Raw genomic sequence first — 17,553 nt, 5'->3', positions numbered from 1 at the left:
CCAAAATGTCCTTCATCTTCCCTTTGAAGGACATCTATATACAAATTCAAGCCGAAGCAACCTTGATGGCAACTGTCCTTAAGTCACAGTTCTCGCAGCTGGCATAAAAATCACCTGCCTGGCAGCGTTATGATTCATAAACCGTAAATTGCGGTTTCGTTGGATGGTCAATAACCAGGGAATCATCTGAAAACTTTAATAGCTTCTGATATAAAACAAGATCGCCAAAACAGCCTGCTGTTAATAAGGCCCCCAGAATGGATACAGAAGGCAAGTTCATTGCGATTCCAAGGACAATCGGCAGCAGGCCTGTGGGTATGAATGGCAGAAGTAAAACTTTTTTCATTTGCTGGACGGTTACGGGTCGCTTTGCATGAGCATAAGCCACACATAATTTCAAATTGACACCCCAGGACATCTCTTTCCACGGCACACCGCCAATATAACGAAAACCAGTCAAATGTATCGCTTCATGTAAAATAATAACCACAATCATAGCGGCTAAAAATAAAAGAAAACCGGCTAAGTTAAAGTGGATAGCCCCTTCACTATAAAGTGCAGCATGTAAAAAGAGCACACCAAATATCATCACAATGGTCGCAATGAACAAATAAATTTGCAATTTCATCATAGAAATGGAAACAACTGTTTCTTTCCTTTTATCCAATTCTTCACCCCCGCACAAATGAATCCTCTTTTATTTTACGGATGAAAAACAGTAAAGTTTCATATTTTTCCATTTATAAAATCTATCATTATAGCAGCCCCTTAAAAGTAACAGCGTTCACCATAACTGAAATTGCTTTTACCATTTTAGATTGATAAACTCACTTTATAAGCAAATGAATTTAAGGAGATTTCACGATGATCAATAAGATTGGAAAAATCACTATTTATGTCCAAAACCAAGAACAAGCAAAGGAATTTTGGCTGAATAAAATGGGCTTTGTCTTAAAACTTGAACAGCCAATGGGACCAAATGCCACTTGGTTAGAAGTCGGGCCAAGCGATGACGAGTTTACCACTTTAGTTCTCTATTCCAAGTCAGCAATGGAACAGCAAAATCCTTCTGCTGTTGCCCATCCATCCATTCTTTTCAGCACAACGGATATTGAATCCGCTTATGAGAAAATGAAGCAAAATGGGGTAGAAGTTGAGGACATGTTAAGAATGCCATTCGGAACGATGTTTACATTTAAAGATCAGGATGGCAATGACTATTTGTTAAGAGAAGATAAATAACCGAAAAAGACCTGTCTACGTTCTGTTAATAGCAGCTGTGACAGGTCTTTTTACATGAAAACTTGAATTCATTTTTATCAAAGACGATTCTTGGATGAAATTTAGTTTAGCCTTCCCCCTCATACGCTCTCTTCAAAAGATTGTAATCTAATTTAGTCTTCATTTGAAGCAGTGCCTTCATCATCCTTTCCGATTTTTCAGAATCAGGGCCGCTGATCATTTCGCTTAAATCATCCGGTACAATTTGCCATGATACGCCGTATTGATCTTTCAGCCACCCGCACGCTTGCGCTTTCTCGTCTCCACCTTCAGATAGCTTATCCCAGTAATAGTCTATTTCTTCTTGATTCTCACAATGGACAATAAAGGAGATAGCTTCTGAAAATTTGAATTGAGGACCACCATTTAAAGCAACGAATTTTTGCCCCTCCAGCCGAAATTCTACTGTCATAACAGATCCCTCTGACTTGCCGCTAATTTCATGTCTTTCTTTTCCATAGCGAATAATCTGGCTGATCTCGGAGTTCTTAAAAATGGAGGTATAAAACTTCGCTGCTTCTTCTGCTTCCGTATTGAACCACAAGTTAGCGGTGATTTTTTGGATTTTATTATTCATCGTCCCAGCTCCTATCAAACTGCTTCCTTTATCACCCATTCTAACCTAAATAGAATTTAAATTACCTGCTATTTCTTTAACTCACTATACTGTTCATGATCCAAATCCCCCGTTTAACATTAACGGTTTACCGTATCTTTATTCAGATTCTGCCAGTTTCTAACCAATTAGACCTATTTCACCTGAAAAGCCTATTCCCCTTTCCAGCATGCTTGTATAATCAAGTCAACGGCACAAATTATAGGAAAGGATTGTGATAAACAAAGTGCTTTATATTTGGGATATCGAGAAGATTATTAAAAACACCTTAGCCGAACATCGTTTGAATATAAACTATGAATTCAACAATAAACTTAATGCTCCTATGAACTATAACGTTTCAACCAATACAATAAAATTTAACTACCTGCAAGTGAACGGATACATAGCAAAAATTAATTTCAAAATCAGAGAGACTGAAGAAAATATTGTCAAATTGCTTCTTTATCATGAAATCGGCTATTATCTGGATTTCAAGAAAAACAAACATGATATCAAGACTTTAATGTACGGAGAAGATGAGGAAATAGCGCAGCTGATGTCTGTAATCGAAAGAAACTCGTGGGAATATGGACGGACATTGGTACCTGAACATCTAGTACATGCTTATGATCAAGTACGGGAATTGGACAAACTTCTGTTAAAAAGCCGCTAAGGCAAATAAAAATGCGCCCCCAGATATATAATTCGGAGGCGCATTTTTCTGTTTACGTTAACCTAAATAGCGATGATACAGGTTTTTAGCCTGGAGAACGTCTTTTACCCCATGAACCAGCACTCTTCCATCTTTAAAGACGACCAACCTCTTCTCGCCGATCGAAAACGAAAGCAAATAAGGATTGCTCTCTACTTTGATTCCTTGAGACACCAGGACTTTTTCCAGGTAGGCAAAATCAATATTCTGAAGGGCTGAAGGCCTTATTTGAACGGAATCCCTGCCGCATAACAGCGCTGTCTTTGTCTGATTTTCATAAGCCAGAAAAGGGTATGACGGGTTAGGTCCACAGGATCGGCATTCCGAATTTTTTAGGGAAGACACATTAATAGAACTATAGTGATTTTTCCAAATATCAAAAGAGACAAGTGTCCCCCGTAATGATTCGAAGTCTTCTGCTAATATTTTTAATGCTTCTGCAGACTGGTGAGAGACAACCATTTGAATGGCAGGCTGAATAACACCCGCCGTATCGCAGGTGATTCCCCCTAATGGCAGTTTGTCCATTAAGCATTGCAGACAAGGTGAAACCCCCGGCAAAATAGTATAGCTTAATCCGTAGCTTCCAACACAGCCTCCATAGATCCATGGAATCCTTTGCTTTTGAGCGATATCATTGATTAGAAAGCGAATATCAAAATTGTCTGTTGAGTCAATGATTAAATCTACACCCTCAATCAGCTCTTCTAATTCCTGTACCCCAACATCCATGATGCGGGGGATGATTTGGACCTCTGAATTAATGGCTTTCAATCGGTTAGCTGCGGCAATGGCTTTTGGCGTTTTTTGGTCAGCATCTTCTTCACAATAAAGCTGCTGGCGCTGCAGATTGCTCCATTCCACATAATCGCGATCGGCAATTGTTAGTTTGCCGACGCCTGCCCTTGCGAGGGTTTCAGCGTTTGCAGCACCTAATGCACCTGCCCCCACAATGAAAACATGTTTTTCTCCAAGCTTTTTCTGGCCTTCTTTGCCGATTGGAGGGAATAAGATCTGGCGGGAGTATCGCACATTCAACTAACAACCATTCCTTCCGCCGGGCTGCTTGCTGTTGCGTACTGTTTTTTGGGCATCCTGCCGGCCTCGTAGCCTAACCGCCCTGCTTCAATGGCCAGTTTCATTGCTTTTGCCATTTTGACCGGGTCTTTGGCAGAGGAAACAGCAGTATTTAATAAGACTCCGTCAGCCCCAAGCTCCATGGCCAATGCCGCATCTGCCGGGCTCCCAATCCCGGCGTCCACAAGAATCGGCACTGTAGCCTGTTCAATAATAAATTGTAGATTAACAGGATTGATAATTCCCTGCCCTGAACCAATTGGCGAAGCACATGGCATGACCGCATGGCAGCCCAGTTCTTCCAGCTTTCTTGCAAGGACTACATCATCAGAGGTATACGGAAGGACGATAAAGCCCTCGTTTAATAGGATTTCTGCTGCTTTAAGTGTTTCAACCGGATCAGGGAGGAGTGTCTTGCTGCACCCGATTACCTCAACCTTGATCATGTCGCAAAGCCCTGAAGCCTTGGATAGCCTGGCAATCCGGACAGCTTCCTCGGCTGTACTTGCTCCCGCCGTGTTGGGCAGCAATTTATATTTCTTTAAATCCAGCTTTTCCAAAAAGTTGGGCTGATTCGCTTCGAAAATGTTCATGCGGCGTACAGCAAACGTAAGCACTTCAGTATCAGCAGCTTCTACCGCTTCCTTCTGAACATCAAAATTTGGATATTTTCCAGTTCCCAGCAGCAGCCGTGAGTTAAATTCATATGGTCCAATTTTCAGCATATCATCCGCCTCCTACAAAGTGTACGATTTCAATTCGATCTCCATCTGTTAAAACGGTTTCAGCATGCATCGATTTATCTAAAATAGTTTGATTTAATTCAACAATGACTACCTTTTGCTCCAGCTCGAAATGTTTGAGCAAAAGAGAAACACGTTTGACTGTATCCGGAAGCTGAATACTCTCCCCATTAATGATAACTTTCATGTAAGCACCCCTTTTTTACATATGGACTAAAGATTCAAGGCGGGACAGCTCGAATGGGTTTGATGTCTCCGTTTTTCCTTCGAGGATGTCTGCCATGAGCTCTCCTGTTGCCGGAGCAAGGAGGATCCCATTCCTGAAATGACCAGCCGCAATATATAATCCCCTGCAGGCAGGATGTTCTCCTAAAAAAGGCTGGCCATCAGCCGATTGCGGACGGATTCCTGTCCAAGCACGCTCCCATTCAGCATTCGCTATGTCCGGAATCAGGTTTTTCGCCTTTTCCATCAGCGAAGATATCCCTTCAAGAGTCACCTTCTCATCAAATGAATTTACCTTAACGGTCGCTCCTACTACTAATCTCCCTGATTGCTTAGGAACGATATAGCATCCATGTGAAAAAATAGTCCCTTTTACAAGCGGTTTCTCGGCAACGACCGAGAAGCATTCTCCTTTAACCGGAATAATCGGCAGTGACAAGCCTGTTTTTTCAAGAAGCATCCTGCTCCAGGCTCCGGTGGCGACTATAACGGATTCTGCCAGGAATTCTCCCAGGTCGGTTATGACCCCATGAACTTTTTCATCTTTTAAAATAAACTCTGATACACTTGTATACTCATAGATTTCTGCGCCGAGGGCCCTTGAAGCTTTTGCAAAGGCAAGTGACAAATCATATGCTTGGACCTGGCCATCATTTGGTATATACATGGCACCCAGCAATTTGTCAGACACGGATGGCTCTCGTCTGATCACCTCATTAATCGAAAGCCACTCAGCCTGCTCACCCGCTTTTCGCTGGCTTTCTATTAGTCTTTTTAATTCAAGCTCTTGATCTTCATCAGCTGCCACTTTATACATGCCCTTATTTTCATAGCCAATATGTACATGTGATAGCTCTTCCAGTTCAGGGACAAGGGTCGGAAACATGCCTCGGCTTTTACATGCCAATTGGAACAGCGGGCCATCTTCTGTCAACTCCGTTTGTGCACCTAAAATTCCTGCTGCGGCTCCGGAAGCCTTGCCGGCTATTTTCCCCTTTTCCAAAACGGCCACTTTATATCCTCTTTTAACTAGCTGAAAAGCAATGGAGCTTCCATTAATGCCTCCCCCAACAATAACGGCGTCATACACTTTTCTCATTCACTGTCCCTCCTCGTTTAATTTCTTTAAAAATAGCTTTGCTGTCTCAATAGGATCCTTTGCCTGCAAAATCCCTGACATCACAGCAATGCCATCTGCTCCCGCCCCCAAAACTTCAGGAACGTTCTCAGGTTTAATGCCGCCAATAGCCAATACTGGGATATCATTTCTCTTTTTAAGAGCCTCCAATGCCCCAATTCCTCTTGGCGGGACTCCCTTCTTAGAATCGGTTTCAAAAATGTGGCCAAACAGAATATAATCTGCACCTTGTTTTGTTGCCTCTTCAGCTGCCTCAAGAGAATGTACGGAACAGCCGATTCGTATATCCGGAAAATGCATTTTTACAATATGAATCGGCAGACTGTGAAAAGCAAGATGCACACCCGTTTTAAACGCCCAGGCAACATCCACCCGATCATTTATAACGATTTTATGAGTAGGGATTCCCTTTTTAAGAAGCATCTTTACTCCTGTATATAGCTCTCTTGAGGTTCGGTGTTTTTCCCGTAAGTGGAATCTATCTGTAAAGGGTTCCAGTTCACCTGCTATTTCAGCGAAAGCCTCTAAAGAAAGCTTTCCATCCGATATTACATGCAGCTGTTTCCTCATCGCGATATCTGCCCTCCTTTTTTAATGTCGCTAATTTGCTTGTTTTACAAATAAAAAACCACCTCCTAAAAAAGAAAGCGGCTGTACGGGGATTATTAAAATCCCCGCTCCTCCACTTCCCTACGCTGGTATATTCCAGATCAGGTTCTAAGGGTCTTAAAGTATTTACTTCAATCTCAACCTGCAAACAGGCACCCCCAGCGGATGTAATTCCTATTAAATGATGAAAAGATTATTTTTACTGATAAATATTTCCACCCGCTTGTTTGAATTCATCTGCTTTTTCTTCCAAGCCTTTCTTTATCGCTTCCTTCGTGCCAAGCTTATGCTCCTGAGCATAATTGCGGATATCCTGAGAAATTCTCATGCTGCAAAATTTTGGCCCGCACATGGAACAAAAGTGTGCTGTTTTTGCCCCTTCAGCCGGCAAAGTCTCGTCATGGTATTCCAAAGCACGTTCAGGATCCAGTGATAGATTGAATTGGTCTCTCCAGCGGAATTCAAACCGGGCTTTTGACAGGGCATCATCTCTTTTTTGTGCACCTGGGTGGCCCTTTGCCAAATCCGCGGCATGCGCAGCTATTTTATAAGTAATGACACCCTCGCGAACATCATCTCGATTTGGCAAGCCCAAATGTTCTTTGGGGGTAACATAGCAAAGCATTGCTGTTCCAAACCAGCCTATCATGGCAGCCCCGATTGCAGAGGTAATATGATCATATCCGGGAGCTATATCAGTGGTAAGGGGGCCAAGTGTGTAGAATGGCGCTTCCTTGCAGATTTCCAATTGTTTATCCATATTCTCTTTAATTAGGTGCATTGGAACATGGCCCGGTCCCTCTACCATAACCTGCACATCGTGTTCCCAGGCAATTCTGGTCAGTTCCCCAAGTGTCTCGAGTTCTGCGAATTGAGCCTCATCATTGGCATCTGCAATCGATCCCGGCCGAAGACCATCCCCCAGGGAGAAAGCCACATCATAGGTTTTCATAATCTCGCAGATTTCTTCAAAATGAGTATATAAAAAGTTTTCTTTATGATGATGCAAACACCACTGGGCCATAATGGATCCGCCCCTCGATACAATTCCGGTTAACCGTTTTGCTGTTAACGGAACGTACCGAAGAAGGACACCTGCATGAATGGTAAAGTAGTCAACCCCTTGCTCCGCTTGTTCAATTAGGGTGTCACGATAAACCTCCCACGTAAGATCCTCGGCAATGCCATTAACCTTTTCGAGGGCTTGATAGATTGGAACTGTGCCGACTGGAACTGCAGAGTTTCTGATTATCCATTCACGTGTGGTATGAATATTTTTACCTGTGGATAGATCCATGATCGTATCTGCTCCCCAGCGAGTAGCCCAGGTCATTTTTTCAACCTCTTCTTCAATAGAGGATGAAACAGCAGAGTTTCCTATGTTCGCATTAATTTTAACGTGGAAATTCCTTCCTATTATCATTGGCTCTGTTTCTGGGTGATTGATATTAGCAGGAATGATTGCCCGGCCCCTGGCTACTTCAGATCGGACAAATTCCGGGTCCATGTTTTCTCTAATGGCTATAAACTCCATCTCAGGAGTAATGATTCCGTTTTTGGCATAGTGAAGCTGAGTAACATTTTTTCCTTTTACCGCACGTAATGGCTTGCGGTCTAATCCCGGAAAAACTTTATGATTGGCACGGGGATCATTCTCCTTTTGATACCCATTATCCTCAGGCTTAATTTTCCGCCCTTCATACTCTTCAACATCCCCTCGTTCAAGAATCCACCGGCTTCTTAGTGCAGGAAGACCTTTTTTAAGATCTGCCACATATTGAGGATCCGTATAAGGGCCGCTCGTATCATATACGCGAACCGGATGATTGATTTCTTCTCCAAAAGTTCCGCTAGTGGGACTTAGTTCAATCTCACGCATAGGAACCTTCATATCAGGTCTGGATCCTCCCACATAGATTTTTTTGCTGCCTGTAAAGCTCGACATAATGGAAATATGCTCTTGATTTAATGAACTTGCAGTCATTCGAATCTCTCCCTTATAAAAATGTGTGGACAAGATCTAGAACCAAGGAAGTGCCAGATATGTAAAAAAGCCGGTCCACATGAATATGGACCGGCTTAACCGCAGATGTTTTGTACAAAAAAACTTTTGCACTCACTAACTTCCCCACGCTGGTATAATCCAGATCAGGTCCAAAGAGTCAAGAAACTTAACGTGTTTCTTTCTCAGCCCAAACTATTGGGCACCCCTAGTTATTGCTATTAAAATTTAACTTCAGTATACATAAAGATTGAAACAAATGAAAGATTTTTTTAAAAACTCCTCCAATATTCACCAAAAATTTACTGCTTTCCCGTTACAGCAGGAGCAGTCGAAAATCGTTATCCAGGGCCTTTATACTATTGTACATCCTTTTAGCCTATCACCCAGGGTAGTCTGTCCAAACCGGCAACAGACATTTTATTTATTTCTTGCTTTCCTTAATTCGGCTCCACATGAACATGAACATCATACACCCCATAATCATTCATCATCACTTTCTCCACATGTGTCGCAATATCATGGGCTTCTTTAATATCCAGCGTGGAATTAACAAGAATGACTACATCTATGACTTCATTGTTTCCATAGCTTCTTCCTTTAATATCTTTGATCCCTTTAACCCCATCTACTTTTACAATGACATCCTGATAGTGTTTGATTTTATTTTCATCAAAGCCATCTGAAAGATCATGGGAAGCCTGCCTAAAAATATCCCAGGCTGTTTTGCATATTAAAAGACCGACAATAATGGCAGTCACTGGATCAAGCCAGGGCATATTCAATTGTGAACCAAATATCCCAACGGCGGTCCCAATACTTACCCAAGCATCAGAGATATTATCCTTTGCCGCTGCCATTACAGCTTTGCTGTTAATTTTCACGGCTAATTTTTTGTTGTAACGATAAACAAAGTACATGGCCAGGCCGGAAAATAGGCCTGTATAAGCGGCCATGATGTCAGGGGACTCCTGCACCTCTCCAAACATGGAGGAGACAGCATTCATCAGCACTTGCAGCCCCACCGCTGCCATAATAAAGGATGCAACCATCGATGCAATCGTTTCACTTTTCCAATGTCCATACCCATGGTTTTTATCAGGCGGCCTCTGTGAAATTCTCAAGCCAACGAGGACAGCAACAGATGCTATGATATCGGTTGTATTGTTAAGGCCATCTGCTTTCAATGCAGCAGAGTCGCTCATATAACCAATTACTAGTTTTAGGAAAGAAAGACATATGTAAGCCGCAATACTAATGATGGCAGCCTGCTCTCCCAATTTAAGATCCTTATACTTTTGCTCTTCCATACTCTTGCCCCCTATATAGCACTTGACTATATTACCAACTAAAATACAGGTGGGTCTAGAGCAATCTTTTTGGACACTTTTAACTAAATAGGCAGCATACAAGTAAGTTGAATGAGGGAAAAATATTATTAATAATTAAGCATAACTAGCCAACCTATTAATAGGTTGGCTAGTTTGGTTATTATTCATATAGACTATTTATTACCTGGAGCTGGCTGGTCAACACCCCTTATCCGGTGCCGATGTCCATCATCCTCAGTTGTATAAAAATCATAGTAATGGACGTGCATTCCATTTCCTACTGGAATCGCTGGTCCGGAGTATGCCTTATAGTAGTGGGTGTGTCCATCTTCAAATACAACATATCCCTCCGCATAATGAATATGGTTTTGATCCTGAGTTGGAATGGGCGGAGAAGAGACATCCAGGCATTGGTGAACATGCCCGTCATTTACCGAAGTATAATCTACAGACCCATGATTATGGTGTGGAACAAATCCGCTTACAAAATCATTTTTTCCTGTCTTAGCCATTTACTTTATCCTCACTTAAAAAAATTTTTTCATTCAGAAAGATTTAGGCCTTTTCAGACTAGCCTCAAACAAATCTATGATCTCCAAAAACCTTTCAGCTTCTCTGAATGTATGGTCAGCCAGAAGAGGGTGAATATTGCTCTTAATGCGGCATGCCTCAATTAATTCTCTTGCTGTTTTCTTGAAGTCCCTTAACGAAGCAACTGATACTTTATTCTGGTTTAAAAATTGACTAAGTAAAGGTTTCGTTTTTGATTGTGGCTGCATCGATTCAAGATCAACAGCCTGGAACACCAATTGATCAAAATCATGGCTAAACTCTCTGGCCTGCTCAACCAACTTTCTTTCTGAAGGATCTAAAAGATGTCCGATAAACTTTGCGTGATCTGCCATGATTTTTAGAAAGAAAACATTCTCTTCAATAATTGCTTCAGGTTTTGGAGCGAGTATCCCGGCATTGAGTTCTTTTAATCGATTGGCAAAATAAGCTGCTTCTCTGCTGATATGGTCGATTAATAAAGGATAATTATTTGAACGAATTTCACATCTTAATGTCAGACCCAGTACTTTCCTTTTATAGCTCCAGATAGCAGCTGCTGCTTGATAAACTTCGTTATTAAAAGCTTGCACTTGGCCTAGTTCTGAGTTGACTGTAAATCTAGCCAGCCTTTCCTCTATTCTTTCAAATAGAGTGATAAACTGCTGCGCTTCGGCAATTAATTGTTTCTGTTCGTACGTAAACCCCAGACTTAAAAATAAAGCATGTTCTTTCATAATCCTGGACCAAAATCTAATTTCATCCAGCGACCTTGCAACAATTGGGTCTGCCATGCTATCCCCCCTAATTCCACACTTCCTTCTCATATATATGAAGGATTGTTAGCACTAATACTAACTAACTCTGTTTTTGTTTCTTGCCATGCTCCTCATTTGAAAAAGACAAGCCATTCAAGCAGAAAAAACCTGCTGTCAAAGCGGCAGCAGGCATCCTGTTATTCATATTTCGAAAAATCCATAAAATAGCTATAAACCAAGTACACGACCATAGCGAACGCTGTCGTGATAAAGCCCCATCCGAGCGTAATCTGTTCGATTACTAAATAGTTGTTGCACAGCTGCACAGGGGACCATATATACAGCCAGCCCATGCCTAAAAATAAAACAGTAAAAAAAATAATAAGAGCATGTTTCCAAGAAGAGCTTAGCTTTCGCCAGCTGTCTCTTAAAGGCACTCCCGCCAAAAATGGGAGCGAAAAGAATTTAAAAGCTTCCACACTCGTCATCGTCAAGGCTTCATCCATCGTCCTTGGAAGGGACCAATACACCATGATGATGGTAAACAGCAAGATGCCCGGCAGCCCGTTTTCGTTCCATTTTTCAAAGAACTGCGGAAAACGTTTTTGAAAAAACTTGGCCATCAAAAACCCCGCAAACACAAGCATGGGCATTTGCATATGCATATGGGTAATCATGATCGATTCCAGCAAATTCGATACAGGCGGGAGCATTAACGCAAGAAGCAGCAAGAAACCGTAGCCTGATTGCTTCATCTCTCATCCCCTCCGCTCTGCAGTATCTTCGTTACCTGATCCGCCGCATCCTCAATCAGTGTGTAATCCATGACTTCAATCAACCGTCCTTCAGGATTCACCAGATAAAAAGCCGAGTTATGGGCAAAATTGCCGTACTCATCCGGTATAACGATGACACCGAACCGGTCCAATAATGACTGCAATTCCTGCTGATCCGTTATCCTTGCCATTCTCCACGTTTCTCCGTCACTTCCAAATGCCTTTCGATATGTGTCCAGCGTTTCAGGATCATCCCGTTCCGGATCGAAGCTGATGCTCAGAAACTGAATATCCTTTCCGATGTATTCTTTTGGGATCCTGTTGTACACTTCAGACATATTGACTTCCAGTTCAGGGCAGACCGTTCCGCATGATGTGTACAAAAAAGTAATAAACACATACTTCCCTTCAAACTCGGAAAAAGAATATTTTCTTCCTTTATTATCTTCAAGCGTGACATCCGGAAACTGGGGCTTCTCATCCATCAGCTGGTTCACACGGGCTGTTTCTGCCGTAAAGACCTGAAACCCGTCGGTACCTATATAAAACAGGATCACACCAAACAGCAGCACAAGCAGGCTAGATAGAGCCGTTCTATTCTTTGGAAACATGATCATCACTTCCTTTTAAAAGAAAGAGATAGCCCTGCATCGAGCTATCTCCCTCCACTTGTCATTTACCAGGTCTTATATGGCGGTGAGCCTGGAGGCGCATTGACAATGAAATCTACTAATGGGATGACATAAGCCATGCCAACAAGGACAAGCATACACACAATCCATAAGCCCCAGCGCTCTGTCCATCTTGGCGTTGGCGCGGCATCCTCTTCCACTTCCGCAACCGGGAATTCGGTGTTTCCTTTTGGCGCAAAGAACATGAGGTAGAATACTGCGTACACCTGGATTAGCACACCGATCATCAACAGCGTACCGCCGATTGCCAGGAAGAATAGGTATGGATCCCAGCTTAGAGCCGTTGCATTGTCAAAATAAGTGGAATAAGACGTTCTTCTTGGAGATCCCAATAATCCGACCCAGTGCATCGCACCAGACATGATCACCATACCAATGGTCCAAATAATGGTTTGAATAACACCCAATTTATTAATCTGGGGTGTCAGCACTCTTTTTGACACATAAGGAACAAGCCAGTAGCTGATGCCGAAGAATGTCATCACAACAGACATTCCAAGTGTTAGGTGGAAGTGGCCCACGATCCACATGGTGTTGTGGACAACCTGATTCAATTGGTTTGTGCTTTGTACAATTCCGCCCGCTCCGGCTGGAATAAAGGCAGCCATCGCAATAAACGGAGCGAGGAAGCGAACATCGCCCCAAGGCAACTTTTTATACCAGCCAACAAGGCCTCTTCCGCCTTTCTTTCTGGCTGTGCGTTCAAATACCGCAAACATCGCATAAGCTGTCATCAAGGATGGGAAGCCAATTGCTAAACTCATAAATACGTGCATGTATTTCACTGGCTCCGAAATACCAGGATCAATGATCTGATGGTGGAATCCACCGGTAATGTTCATCATAACTAATGCAATAACGACAATCCTTGTTAAAAGATCACTCCATCTTCTGCCGCCGATGATTTTCGGCACAATGACATACCAGGCAGAAACCGCTGTTAGATACCAAATATTAACGAGCGTATGGCCGAAAGCCCAAAACAGTGTACGTGCAACCATGACATTAATCGTTTCCACCCATCCGAAAGCCCATGGAATAATCGTGAATACTTCAATCGCAACCGGAAGGCTTCCAAAGAATAAGAGAACGAATACACCGGTTGCAAAGAAAGAGAGAATCGGAATATGCTGGCCTGGATTTCGTTTTCTCCAGCTCGCCACATTGATGAAGGCACCGAATGCGCACATCCACACCCCAAGGACGATGAACACCAATCCAATATAGAAGATCGGTGAAGCAGCCATTGGCGGATAGAATGTATACATAACAGATGCTTCATTCATTAAAATCGGAATAACTGCTAATACAAATCCGAAAATCTTCATCCAAAAGCCGATCCAGGCCATCTTTCTGACCTTAGGAAGCAGTCCGCCCAACGTATGGGAAAGTCCTGCGTAAAAGTAGCCGATTGTAAAGAAAGCGGACAGTACGACAACTAACAAAAGTCCGTGAGCAGTCAATACTTGATAATAGTTAAGCCAAACAGGCAATTCGAGCATTCCAGCCCGGTTTAACCCTTGCAATAAACCAAGCATTCCGCCGAGCAGGATGGCTAAGAAAGCAACAGATAAATATGATTTCGTTAATCTTGCATCCTCCAGGCTGATCCCCATAACCTTGTTTGCTTTTTCTCTAAAAACTTGTGTTTTTCCAGAATTTCTTATGATTGTTTCCACTGTCTATCCCCCCTTTATTTGACCGTAATCGTCGTGCTCATCATTTGATGGCCCGCACCGCAGTACTCATTGCACAGAACTAAATATTCACCTGGCTTATCAAACTTCTGGGTAATTTTTTGTACATAGCCAGGAACAACCATCGCATTCAAGTTCGTATCTGCAACCTGGAACCCGTGAACCACGTCTTTTGAAGTTAGTGTAAAATGAACAGTAGAACCAGCCGGCACTTCAATTTCACTTGGTGTAAAACTGAACACCTGCAGCGTCATGACCACTTCATATTCATTCTCGCCTATCTGCTTAATGCCAGGCTGATCAAACGGTGCTGTTTCGTCCACTTTTTGCGGATCAATTCGTTCACCATGGCTTGGCGGCCCCATTTCCAAAGCAAATGTCTGATAGCCCGTGATCAGCATGAACCCGATAATCATTCCAAAACTTAATGTCAGCCATATTTTCTCAGAGCGATGCATCATTGTTTATCCCCCCCTATAATCTGGCCATGTACAGGCCGTATACGATCAAATAAGTAATAAAGATCCCTAACCCGGTAACCGTTACGGAAAAAATGGTCCCCTTCAAAGAGCCATGTTCCCCGGCTGCCTTTCCACCCTGGTTCACTTTTTTCGTTTCCACCTTCCATCATCCTCCTTAATTTTTTCTTACTTACATCATAGTTGAGAACGTTTTTCACAAAAGTGAACTGCATCACACTTCCATCACAACTTTTCCTAATAAAGCAAGTCCCCATCATCCAAAATAATCAGTATTATCAAGGCTTCGCGCCTCCTTTTTTAATCATTTGATACTGTCTGCTGTTCACAAATCGTTCACATTCCTGAAACAATAACCAATCCGCATGAATGTTAAGATGAAGGTGAATTTAATGCTATTTGAAAAGGGATTGATCATATGCCGGATTCATCCAAGTTGAGCCCAGCTGTTTATTGCATCATTGAATAAATTGGCGAATAAATAAGAAAGAGTGCTGGCATTTGCTGCAGCACTCTTTTTCTTATTTCTAATGTTAACTAACTCGTTCGTAGGCGTCATTAGGCCCTATTAGTTCCCGTGGTCTTCACTTTTTCGCTCCACGGTCACTAGTGCTTCGATTAGTTCCTTTTTTCTTCGCTTTTCCTCCTTAACAGGCATTCATGACTCTGATTAGTCGGTTCATTTTAATTGGCAATTAGACATTATATCAGCCAATTCAGCAAAACCCGCCACTTGCTTCAGAAATGAGTTTAACCCAAGCTGCCCTTAATAAGTTTGCAAACGGACAAACTCCTGGAGGATATACATAGCATCATAACGAAGAACCAGGCTTCCTGAAGCTGGTTGACTTCAAAACTGTTCAAACTGACCATACTAGCGGCCGCTCCATCTGGGAAGGCGGAGCCATAAATCGTTAATTGAAAAGAGCCTGCCTCCATGTTGCGAGACAGGCTAATACTATCTACCAATTATTTCTTTCTTATAGTGAATGGCTGACAATAGCTTTACACCTCTAAGCTTTTTCATTTGCTCCTCAACCATTGCCAAGGCTTCACTTTTCTTACCTTCACGTATTTTCTCCTCTATGTCCAGAAAAGTTAGATAGGTTTTATCCTTCACTGACCTTTTATAATGCTTATACTCGCTTTGCTCACCCTCATGAATAGCAATCATCGCACCATAATACCACTTGTAGACACTATCTTTTAAAGCTGGCAAAAGCTTTTTCGCACTGGCAAAATCCCCTTGCCTTGTGAGCAAAATAATTTCGTCCACAGTCTTTATCTGTTTGGAACGAATCTTTGGAATTTCCCTCTCGGCCTCATTAAGCTCTCCGTTGAAAAAATAATATGTAAATTGATAGTGTGGATGTTTGGATTTCATTAAAAAACTCATAACCTTATCTATATCTCTGCTCAAAACAACCGGATAGATAGTTAGATAAAGGATACCCGATGCAAAAGGAATAAAAATCAGCAAAAACATCCATTGAGGAACATCTAAAATTCCCAATACAAGAGCCACCATAAATAATGCTATATACAGCCAGACCAAATGAATCCCCCTTAACATCTTTCTTTTTCAATATAAACAAAAAAAACTAATCCGTATAGGATTAGTTTGAAAATGGTATGTATAATGGTGGGCCTAAATGGACTCGAACCATCGACCTCACGCTTATCAGGCGTGCGCTCTAACCAGCTGAGCTATAGGCCCATTTTAGTCTAGCTTCGGCTCCTAGCTTTTCGGCCGCTTCGATCTGTCTACAAATCCAAAACCAGGATTTGCAAGACCAGCTCTCCACCGTCTCCCAAAGCTGAACAGTCGCCTACGCATTTCATTTTGGAGCGGGTGAAGGGAATCGAACCCTCATCATCAGCTTGGAAGGCTGAGGTTTTACCACTAAACTACACCCGCATATTAAATTGATATACTAACTACTTGCTTTATTTCTGCTCTTTCATGCCTCTTCCTCTGCAGTTTATTCAAAGGAGTTAATGCGTCGAGGCAACTTGTTGATGAGTCATAGTTGTTTCGCTCGTGGCTGAGGTTTTACCACTAAACTACACCCGCATAAAGATATGGTTTGGAGGCAACACCCGGATTTGAACCGGGGATGGAGGTTTTGCAGACCTCTGCCTTACCACTTGGCTATGCTGCCTTAAAAATGGCTGGGCTAGCAGGATTCGAACCTGCGAGTGACGGAGTCAAAGTCCGGTGCCTTACCGCTTGGCTATAGCCCATTGAAGAACTTTTATAAGAAAAATGGGGCGATTGATGGGAATCGAACCCACGAGTGTCGGAGCCACAATCCGATGCGTTAACCACTTCGCCACAACCGCCATCTTCCTACTGGCAGGGGTAGTAGGAATCGAACCCACATCAAAGGTTTTGGAGACCTTCGTTTTACCATTAAACTATACCCCTATATAAATGGTGGAGGGGGGCAGATTCGAACTGCCGAACCCGAAGGAGCGGATTTACAGTCCGCCGCGTTTAGCCACTTCGCTACCCCTCCATCGTCTAAAATGACTTAGGAAACATGGTGGCTCAGGACGGAATCGAACCGCCGACACAAGGATTTTCAGTCCTTTGCTCTACCGACTGAGCTACTGAGCCATATTAAATTAATAACCCTAAAGTTAGATCGCTGTGCTTCAAAGCTCTGCGTTCTTTGTCGTAGATTTTAAAAGCATGCCATTCGATGATGTTAAAGCTTCGCAGCTGCATTCTTTTAAAATCCTCTACCGACTGAGCTACTGAGCCATATTAGTTATTCAACTTTATAAAATAAAAATGGCGGTCCGGACGGGACTCGAACCCGCGACCTCCTGCGTGACAGGCAGGCATTCTAACCAACTGAACTACCGGACCAGATTGCGGGG

At 42.6% G+C, this 17,553-nt stretch carries 19 protein-coding genes, 9 tRNA genes and 2 riboswitches; of the genes, 2 read left to right on the top strand and 26 right to left on the bottom strand.

Going from position 1 to position 17,553, the window contains the following annotated elements:
* Positions 1 to 127: 127 nt before the first annotated feature.
* Positions 128 to 667: a DUF3267 domain-containing protein gene (locus IQ19_RS25685; RefSeq protein WP_144546357.1), complete on the bottom strand. Its 540-nt coding sequence runs from the start codon at positions 665 to 667 to the stop codon at positions 128 to 130.
* Positions 668 to 864: 197 nt separating this feature from the next.
* Between IQ19_RS25685 and IQ19_RS25680 the strand changes: the two genes are divergently transcribed.
* Positions 865 to 1,242 carry a VOC family protein gene (locus tag IQ19_RS25680; protein WP_144546355.1) on the top strand — a complete coding sequence of 126 codons (378 nt, stop codon included), beginning with the start codon at positions 865 to 867 and terminating at the stop codon, positions 1,240 to 1,242.
* A 106-nt stretch (positions 1,243 to 1,348) separates the two neighbouring features.
* Here the strand turns inward: IQ19_RS25680 and IQ19_RS25675 are convergent, their stop codons facing one another.
* Positions 1,349 to 1,858: a VOC family protein gene (locus IQ19_RS25675; protein WP_144546353.1), complete on the bottom strand. Its 510-nt coding sequence runs from the start codon at positions 1,856 to 1,858 to the stop codon at positions 1,349 to 1,351.
* Positions 1,859 to 2,111: 253 nt separating this feature from the next.
* Here IQ19_RS25675 and IQ19_RS25670 point away from each other — a divergent pair, with 253 nt between their 5' ends.
* Entirely contained in the window at positions 2,112 to 2,552 is a 441-nt protein-coding gene (locus IQ19_RS25670) for a hypothetical protein (protein ID WP_338422708.1), read from the top strand.
* A 57-nt stretch (positions 2,553 to 2,609) separates the two neighbouring features.
* Here the strand turns inward: IQ19_RS25670 and IQ19_RS25665 are convergent, their stop codons facing one another.
* The 24 genes from IQ19_RS25665 to IQ19_RS25555 form a co-directional block, all read right to left on the bottom strand.
* A complete protein-coding gene (locus tag IQ19_RS25665) occupies positions 2,610 to 3,629 on the bottom strand; it encodes a MoeB/ThiF family adenylyltransferase (RefSeq protein WP_144546351.1) in 1,020 nt (339 codons plus the stop codon).
* Positions 3,626 to 4,393 (bottom strand): thiazole synthase, encoded by a 768-nt coding sequence (locus IQ19_RS25660; protein WP_144546349.1) that lies wholly within the window; start codon positions 4,391 to 4,393, stop codon positions 3,626 to 3,628. The genes IQ19_RS25665 and IQ19_RS25660 overlap by 4 nt, the downstream gene beginning before the upstream one ends.
* 1 nt (position 4,394) lies before the next feature.
* On the bottom strand, positions 4,395 to 4,598 hold the full coding sequence (gene thiS, locus IQ19_RS25655) for a sulfur carrier protein ThiS (protein WP_144546346.1): 204 nt from the start codon (positions 4,596 to 4,598) through the stop codon (positions 4,395 to 4,397).
* Positions 4,599 to 4,613: 15 nt separating this feature from the next.
* Positions 4,614 to 5,735, bottom strand: a complete 1,122-nt coding sequence (thiO, locus tag IQ19_RS25650; protein ID WP_144546344.1) for a glycine oxidase ThiO — start codon at positions 5,733 to 5,735, stop codon at positions 4,614 to 4,616.
* The gene (locus IQ19_RS25645; RefSeq protein ID WP_144546342.1) at positions 5,736 to 6,344 is read right to left on the bottom strand and encodes a thiamine phosphate synthase; all 609 of its coding nucleotides are present in this window, start codon (positions 6,342 to 6,344) and stop codon (positions 5,736 to 5,738) included.
* 100 nt (positions 6,345 to 6,444) lie between these two features.
* Positions 6,445 to 6,553: riboswitch (TPP riboswitch) on the bottom strand.
* Positions 6,554 to 6,582: 29 nt separating this feature from the next.
* Positions 6,583 to 8,367: a phosphomethylpyrimidine synthase ThiC gene (gene thiC, locus IQ19_RS25640; protein WP_144546340.1), complete on the bottom strand. Its 1,785-nt coding sequence runs from the start codon at positions 8,365 to 8,367 to the stop codon at positions 6,583 to 6,585.
* Positions 8,368 to 8,491: 124 nt separating this feature from the next.
* Positions 8,492 to 8,605: riboswitch (TPP riboswitch) on the bottom strand.
* Between the two features lie 220 nt (positions 8,606 to 8,825).
* On the bottom strand, positions 8,826 to 9,695 hold the full coding sequence (locus tag IQ19_RS25635; RefSeq protein ID WP_144546338.1) for a cation diffusion facilitator family transporter: 870 nt from the start codon (positions 9,693 to 9,695) through the stop codon (positions 8,826 to 8,828).
* 194 nt (positions 9,696 to 9,889) lie between these two features.
* Positions 9,890 to 10,228, bottom strand: coding sequence for a YmaF family protein (locus IQ19_RS25630; protein WP_144546337.1), 339 nt, complete (start codon positions 10,226 to 10,228; stop codon positions 9,890 to 9,892).
* Positions 10,229 to 10,261: 33 nt separating this feature from the next.
* A complete protein-coding gene (locus IQ19_RS25625; RefSeq protein ID WP_144546335.1) occupies positions 10,262 to 11,059 on the bottom strand; it encodes a DUF2935 domain-containing protein in 798 nt (265 codons plus the stop codon).
* A 161-nt stretch (positions 11,060 to 11,220) separates the two neighbouring features.
* Complete coding sequence (locus IQ19_RS25620; RefSeq protein WP_144546333.1) at positions 11,221 to 11,778, bottom strand: hypothetical protein; 558 nt, start codon at positions 11,776 to 11,778, stop codon at positions 11,221 to 11,223.
* Positions 11,775 to 12,410: an SCO family protein gene (locus IQ19_RS25615; RefSeq protein WP_144546331.1), complete on the bottom strand. Its 636-nt coding sequence runs from the start codon at positions 12,408 to 12,410 to the stop codon at positions 11,775 to 11,777. Before IQ19_RS25615 ends, IQ19_RS25620 begins: the two co-directional genes overlap by 4 nt.
* A gap of 65 nt (positions 12,411 to 12,475) precedes the next feature.
* The gene (locus IQ19_RS25610; protein WP_144546329.1) at positions 12,476 to 14,170 is read right to left on the bottom strand and encodes a cbb3-type cytochrome c oxidase subunit I; all 1,695 of its coding nucleotides are present in this window, start codon (positions 14,168 to 14,170) and stop codon (positions 12,476 to 12,478) included.
* Between the two features lie 14 nt (positions 14,171 to 14,184).
* Complete coding sequence (locus tag IQ19_RS25605) at positions 14,185 to 14,649, bottom strand: cytochrome c oxidase subunit II (protein ID WP_144546327.1); 465 nt, start codon at positions 14,647 to 14,649, stop codon at positions 14,185 to 14,187.
* A 13-nt stretch (positions 14,650 to 14,662) separates the two neighbouring features.
* On the bottom strand, positions 14,663 to 14,809 hold the full coding sequence (locus IQ19_RS27890) for a hypothetical protein (protein WP_158638909.1): 147 nt from the start codon (positions 14,807 to 14,809) through the stop codon (positions 14,663 to 14,665).
* An 816-nt stretch (positions 14,810 to 15,625) separates the two neighbouring features.
* Positions 15,626 to 16,222 (bottom strand): hypothetical protein, encoded by a 597-nt coding sequence (locus IQ19_RS25600; RefSeq protein WP_144546325.1) that lies wholly within the window; start codon positions 16,220 to 16,222, stop codon positions 15,626 to 15,628.
* Between the two features lie 85 nt (positions 16,223 to 16,307).
* A tRNA-Ile gene (locus tag IQ19_RS25595) sits at positions 16,308 to 16,384 on the bottom strand.
* 127 nt (positions 16,385 to 16,511) lie between these two features.
* Positions 16,512 to 16,585, bottom strand: a tRNA-Gly gene (locus IQ19_RS25590).
* A gap of 170 nt (positions 16,586 to 16,755) precedes the next feature.
* Positions 16,756 to 16,829: transfer RNA gene (locus IQ19_RS25585), tRNA-Cys, on the bottom strand.
* Between the two features lie 7 nt (positions 16,830 to 16,836).
* Positions 16,837 to 16,911, bottom strand: a tRNA-Gln gene (locus IQ19_RS25580).
* Positions 16,912 to 16,934: 23 nt separating this feature from the next.
* Positions 16,935 to 17,010, bottom strand: a tRNA-His gene (locus IQ19_RS25575).
* Positions 17,011 to 17,021: 11 nt separating this feature from the next.
* Positions 17,022 to 17,095 (bottom strand) — tRNA-Trp (locus IQ19_RS25570).
* 7 nt (positions 17,096 to 17,102) lie between these two features.
* Positions 17,103 to 17,186: transfer RNA gene (locus tag IQ19_RS25565), tRNA-Tyr, on the bottom strand.
* Positions 17,187 to 17,211: 25 nt separating this feature from the next.
* Positions 17,212 to 17,287 (bottom strand) — tRNA-Phe (locus IQ19_RS25560).
* Positions 17,288 to 17,465: 178 nt separating this feature from the next.
* Positions 17,466 to 17,542 (bottom strand) — tRNA-Asp (locus IQ19_RS25555).
* Positions 17,543 to 17,553 lie beyond the last annotated feature (11 nt).

It is taken from the genome of Cytobacillus oceanisediminis, from assembly GCF_007830235.1.
GTDB lineage: Bacteria > Bacillota > Bacilli > Bacillales > Cytobacillaceae > Cytobacillus > Cytobacillus oceanisediminis.
Note: the sequence above shows the minus strand (reverse complement) of the source record. Positions and strands in the feature narration are given on the sequence as shown.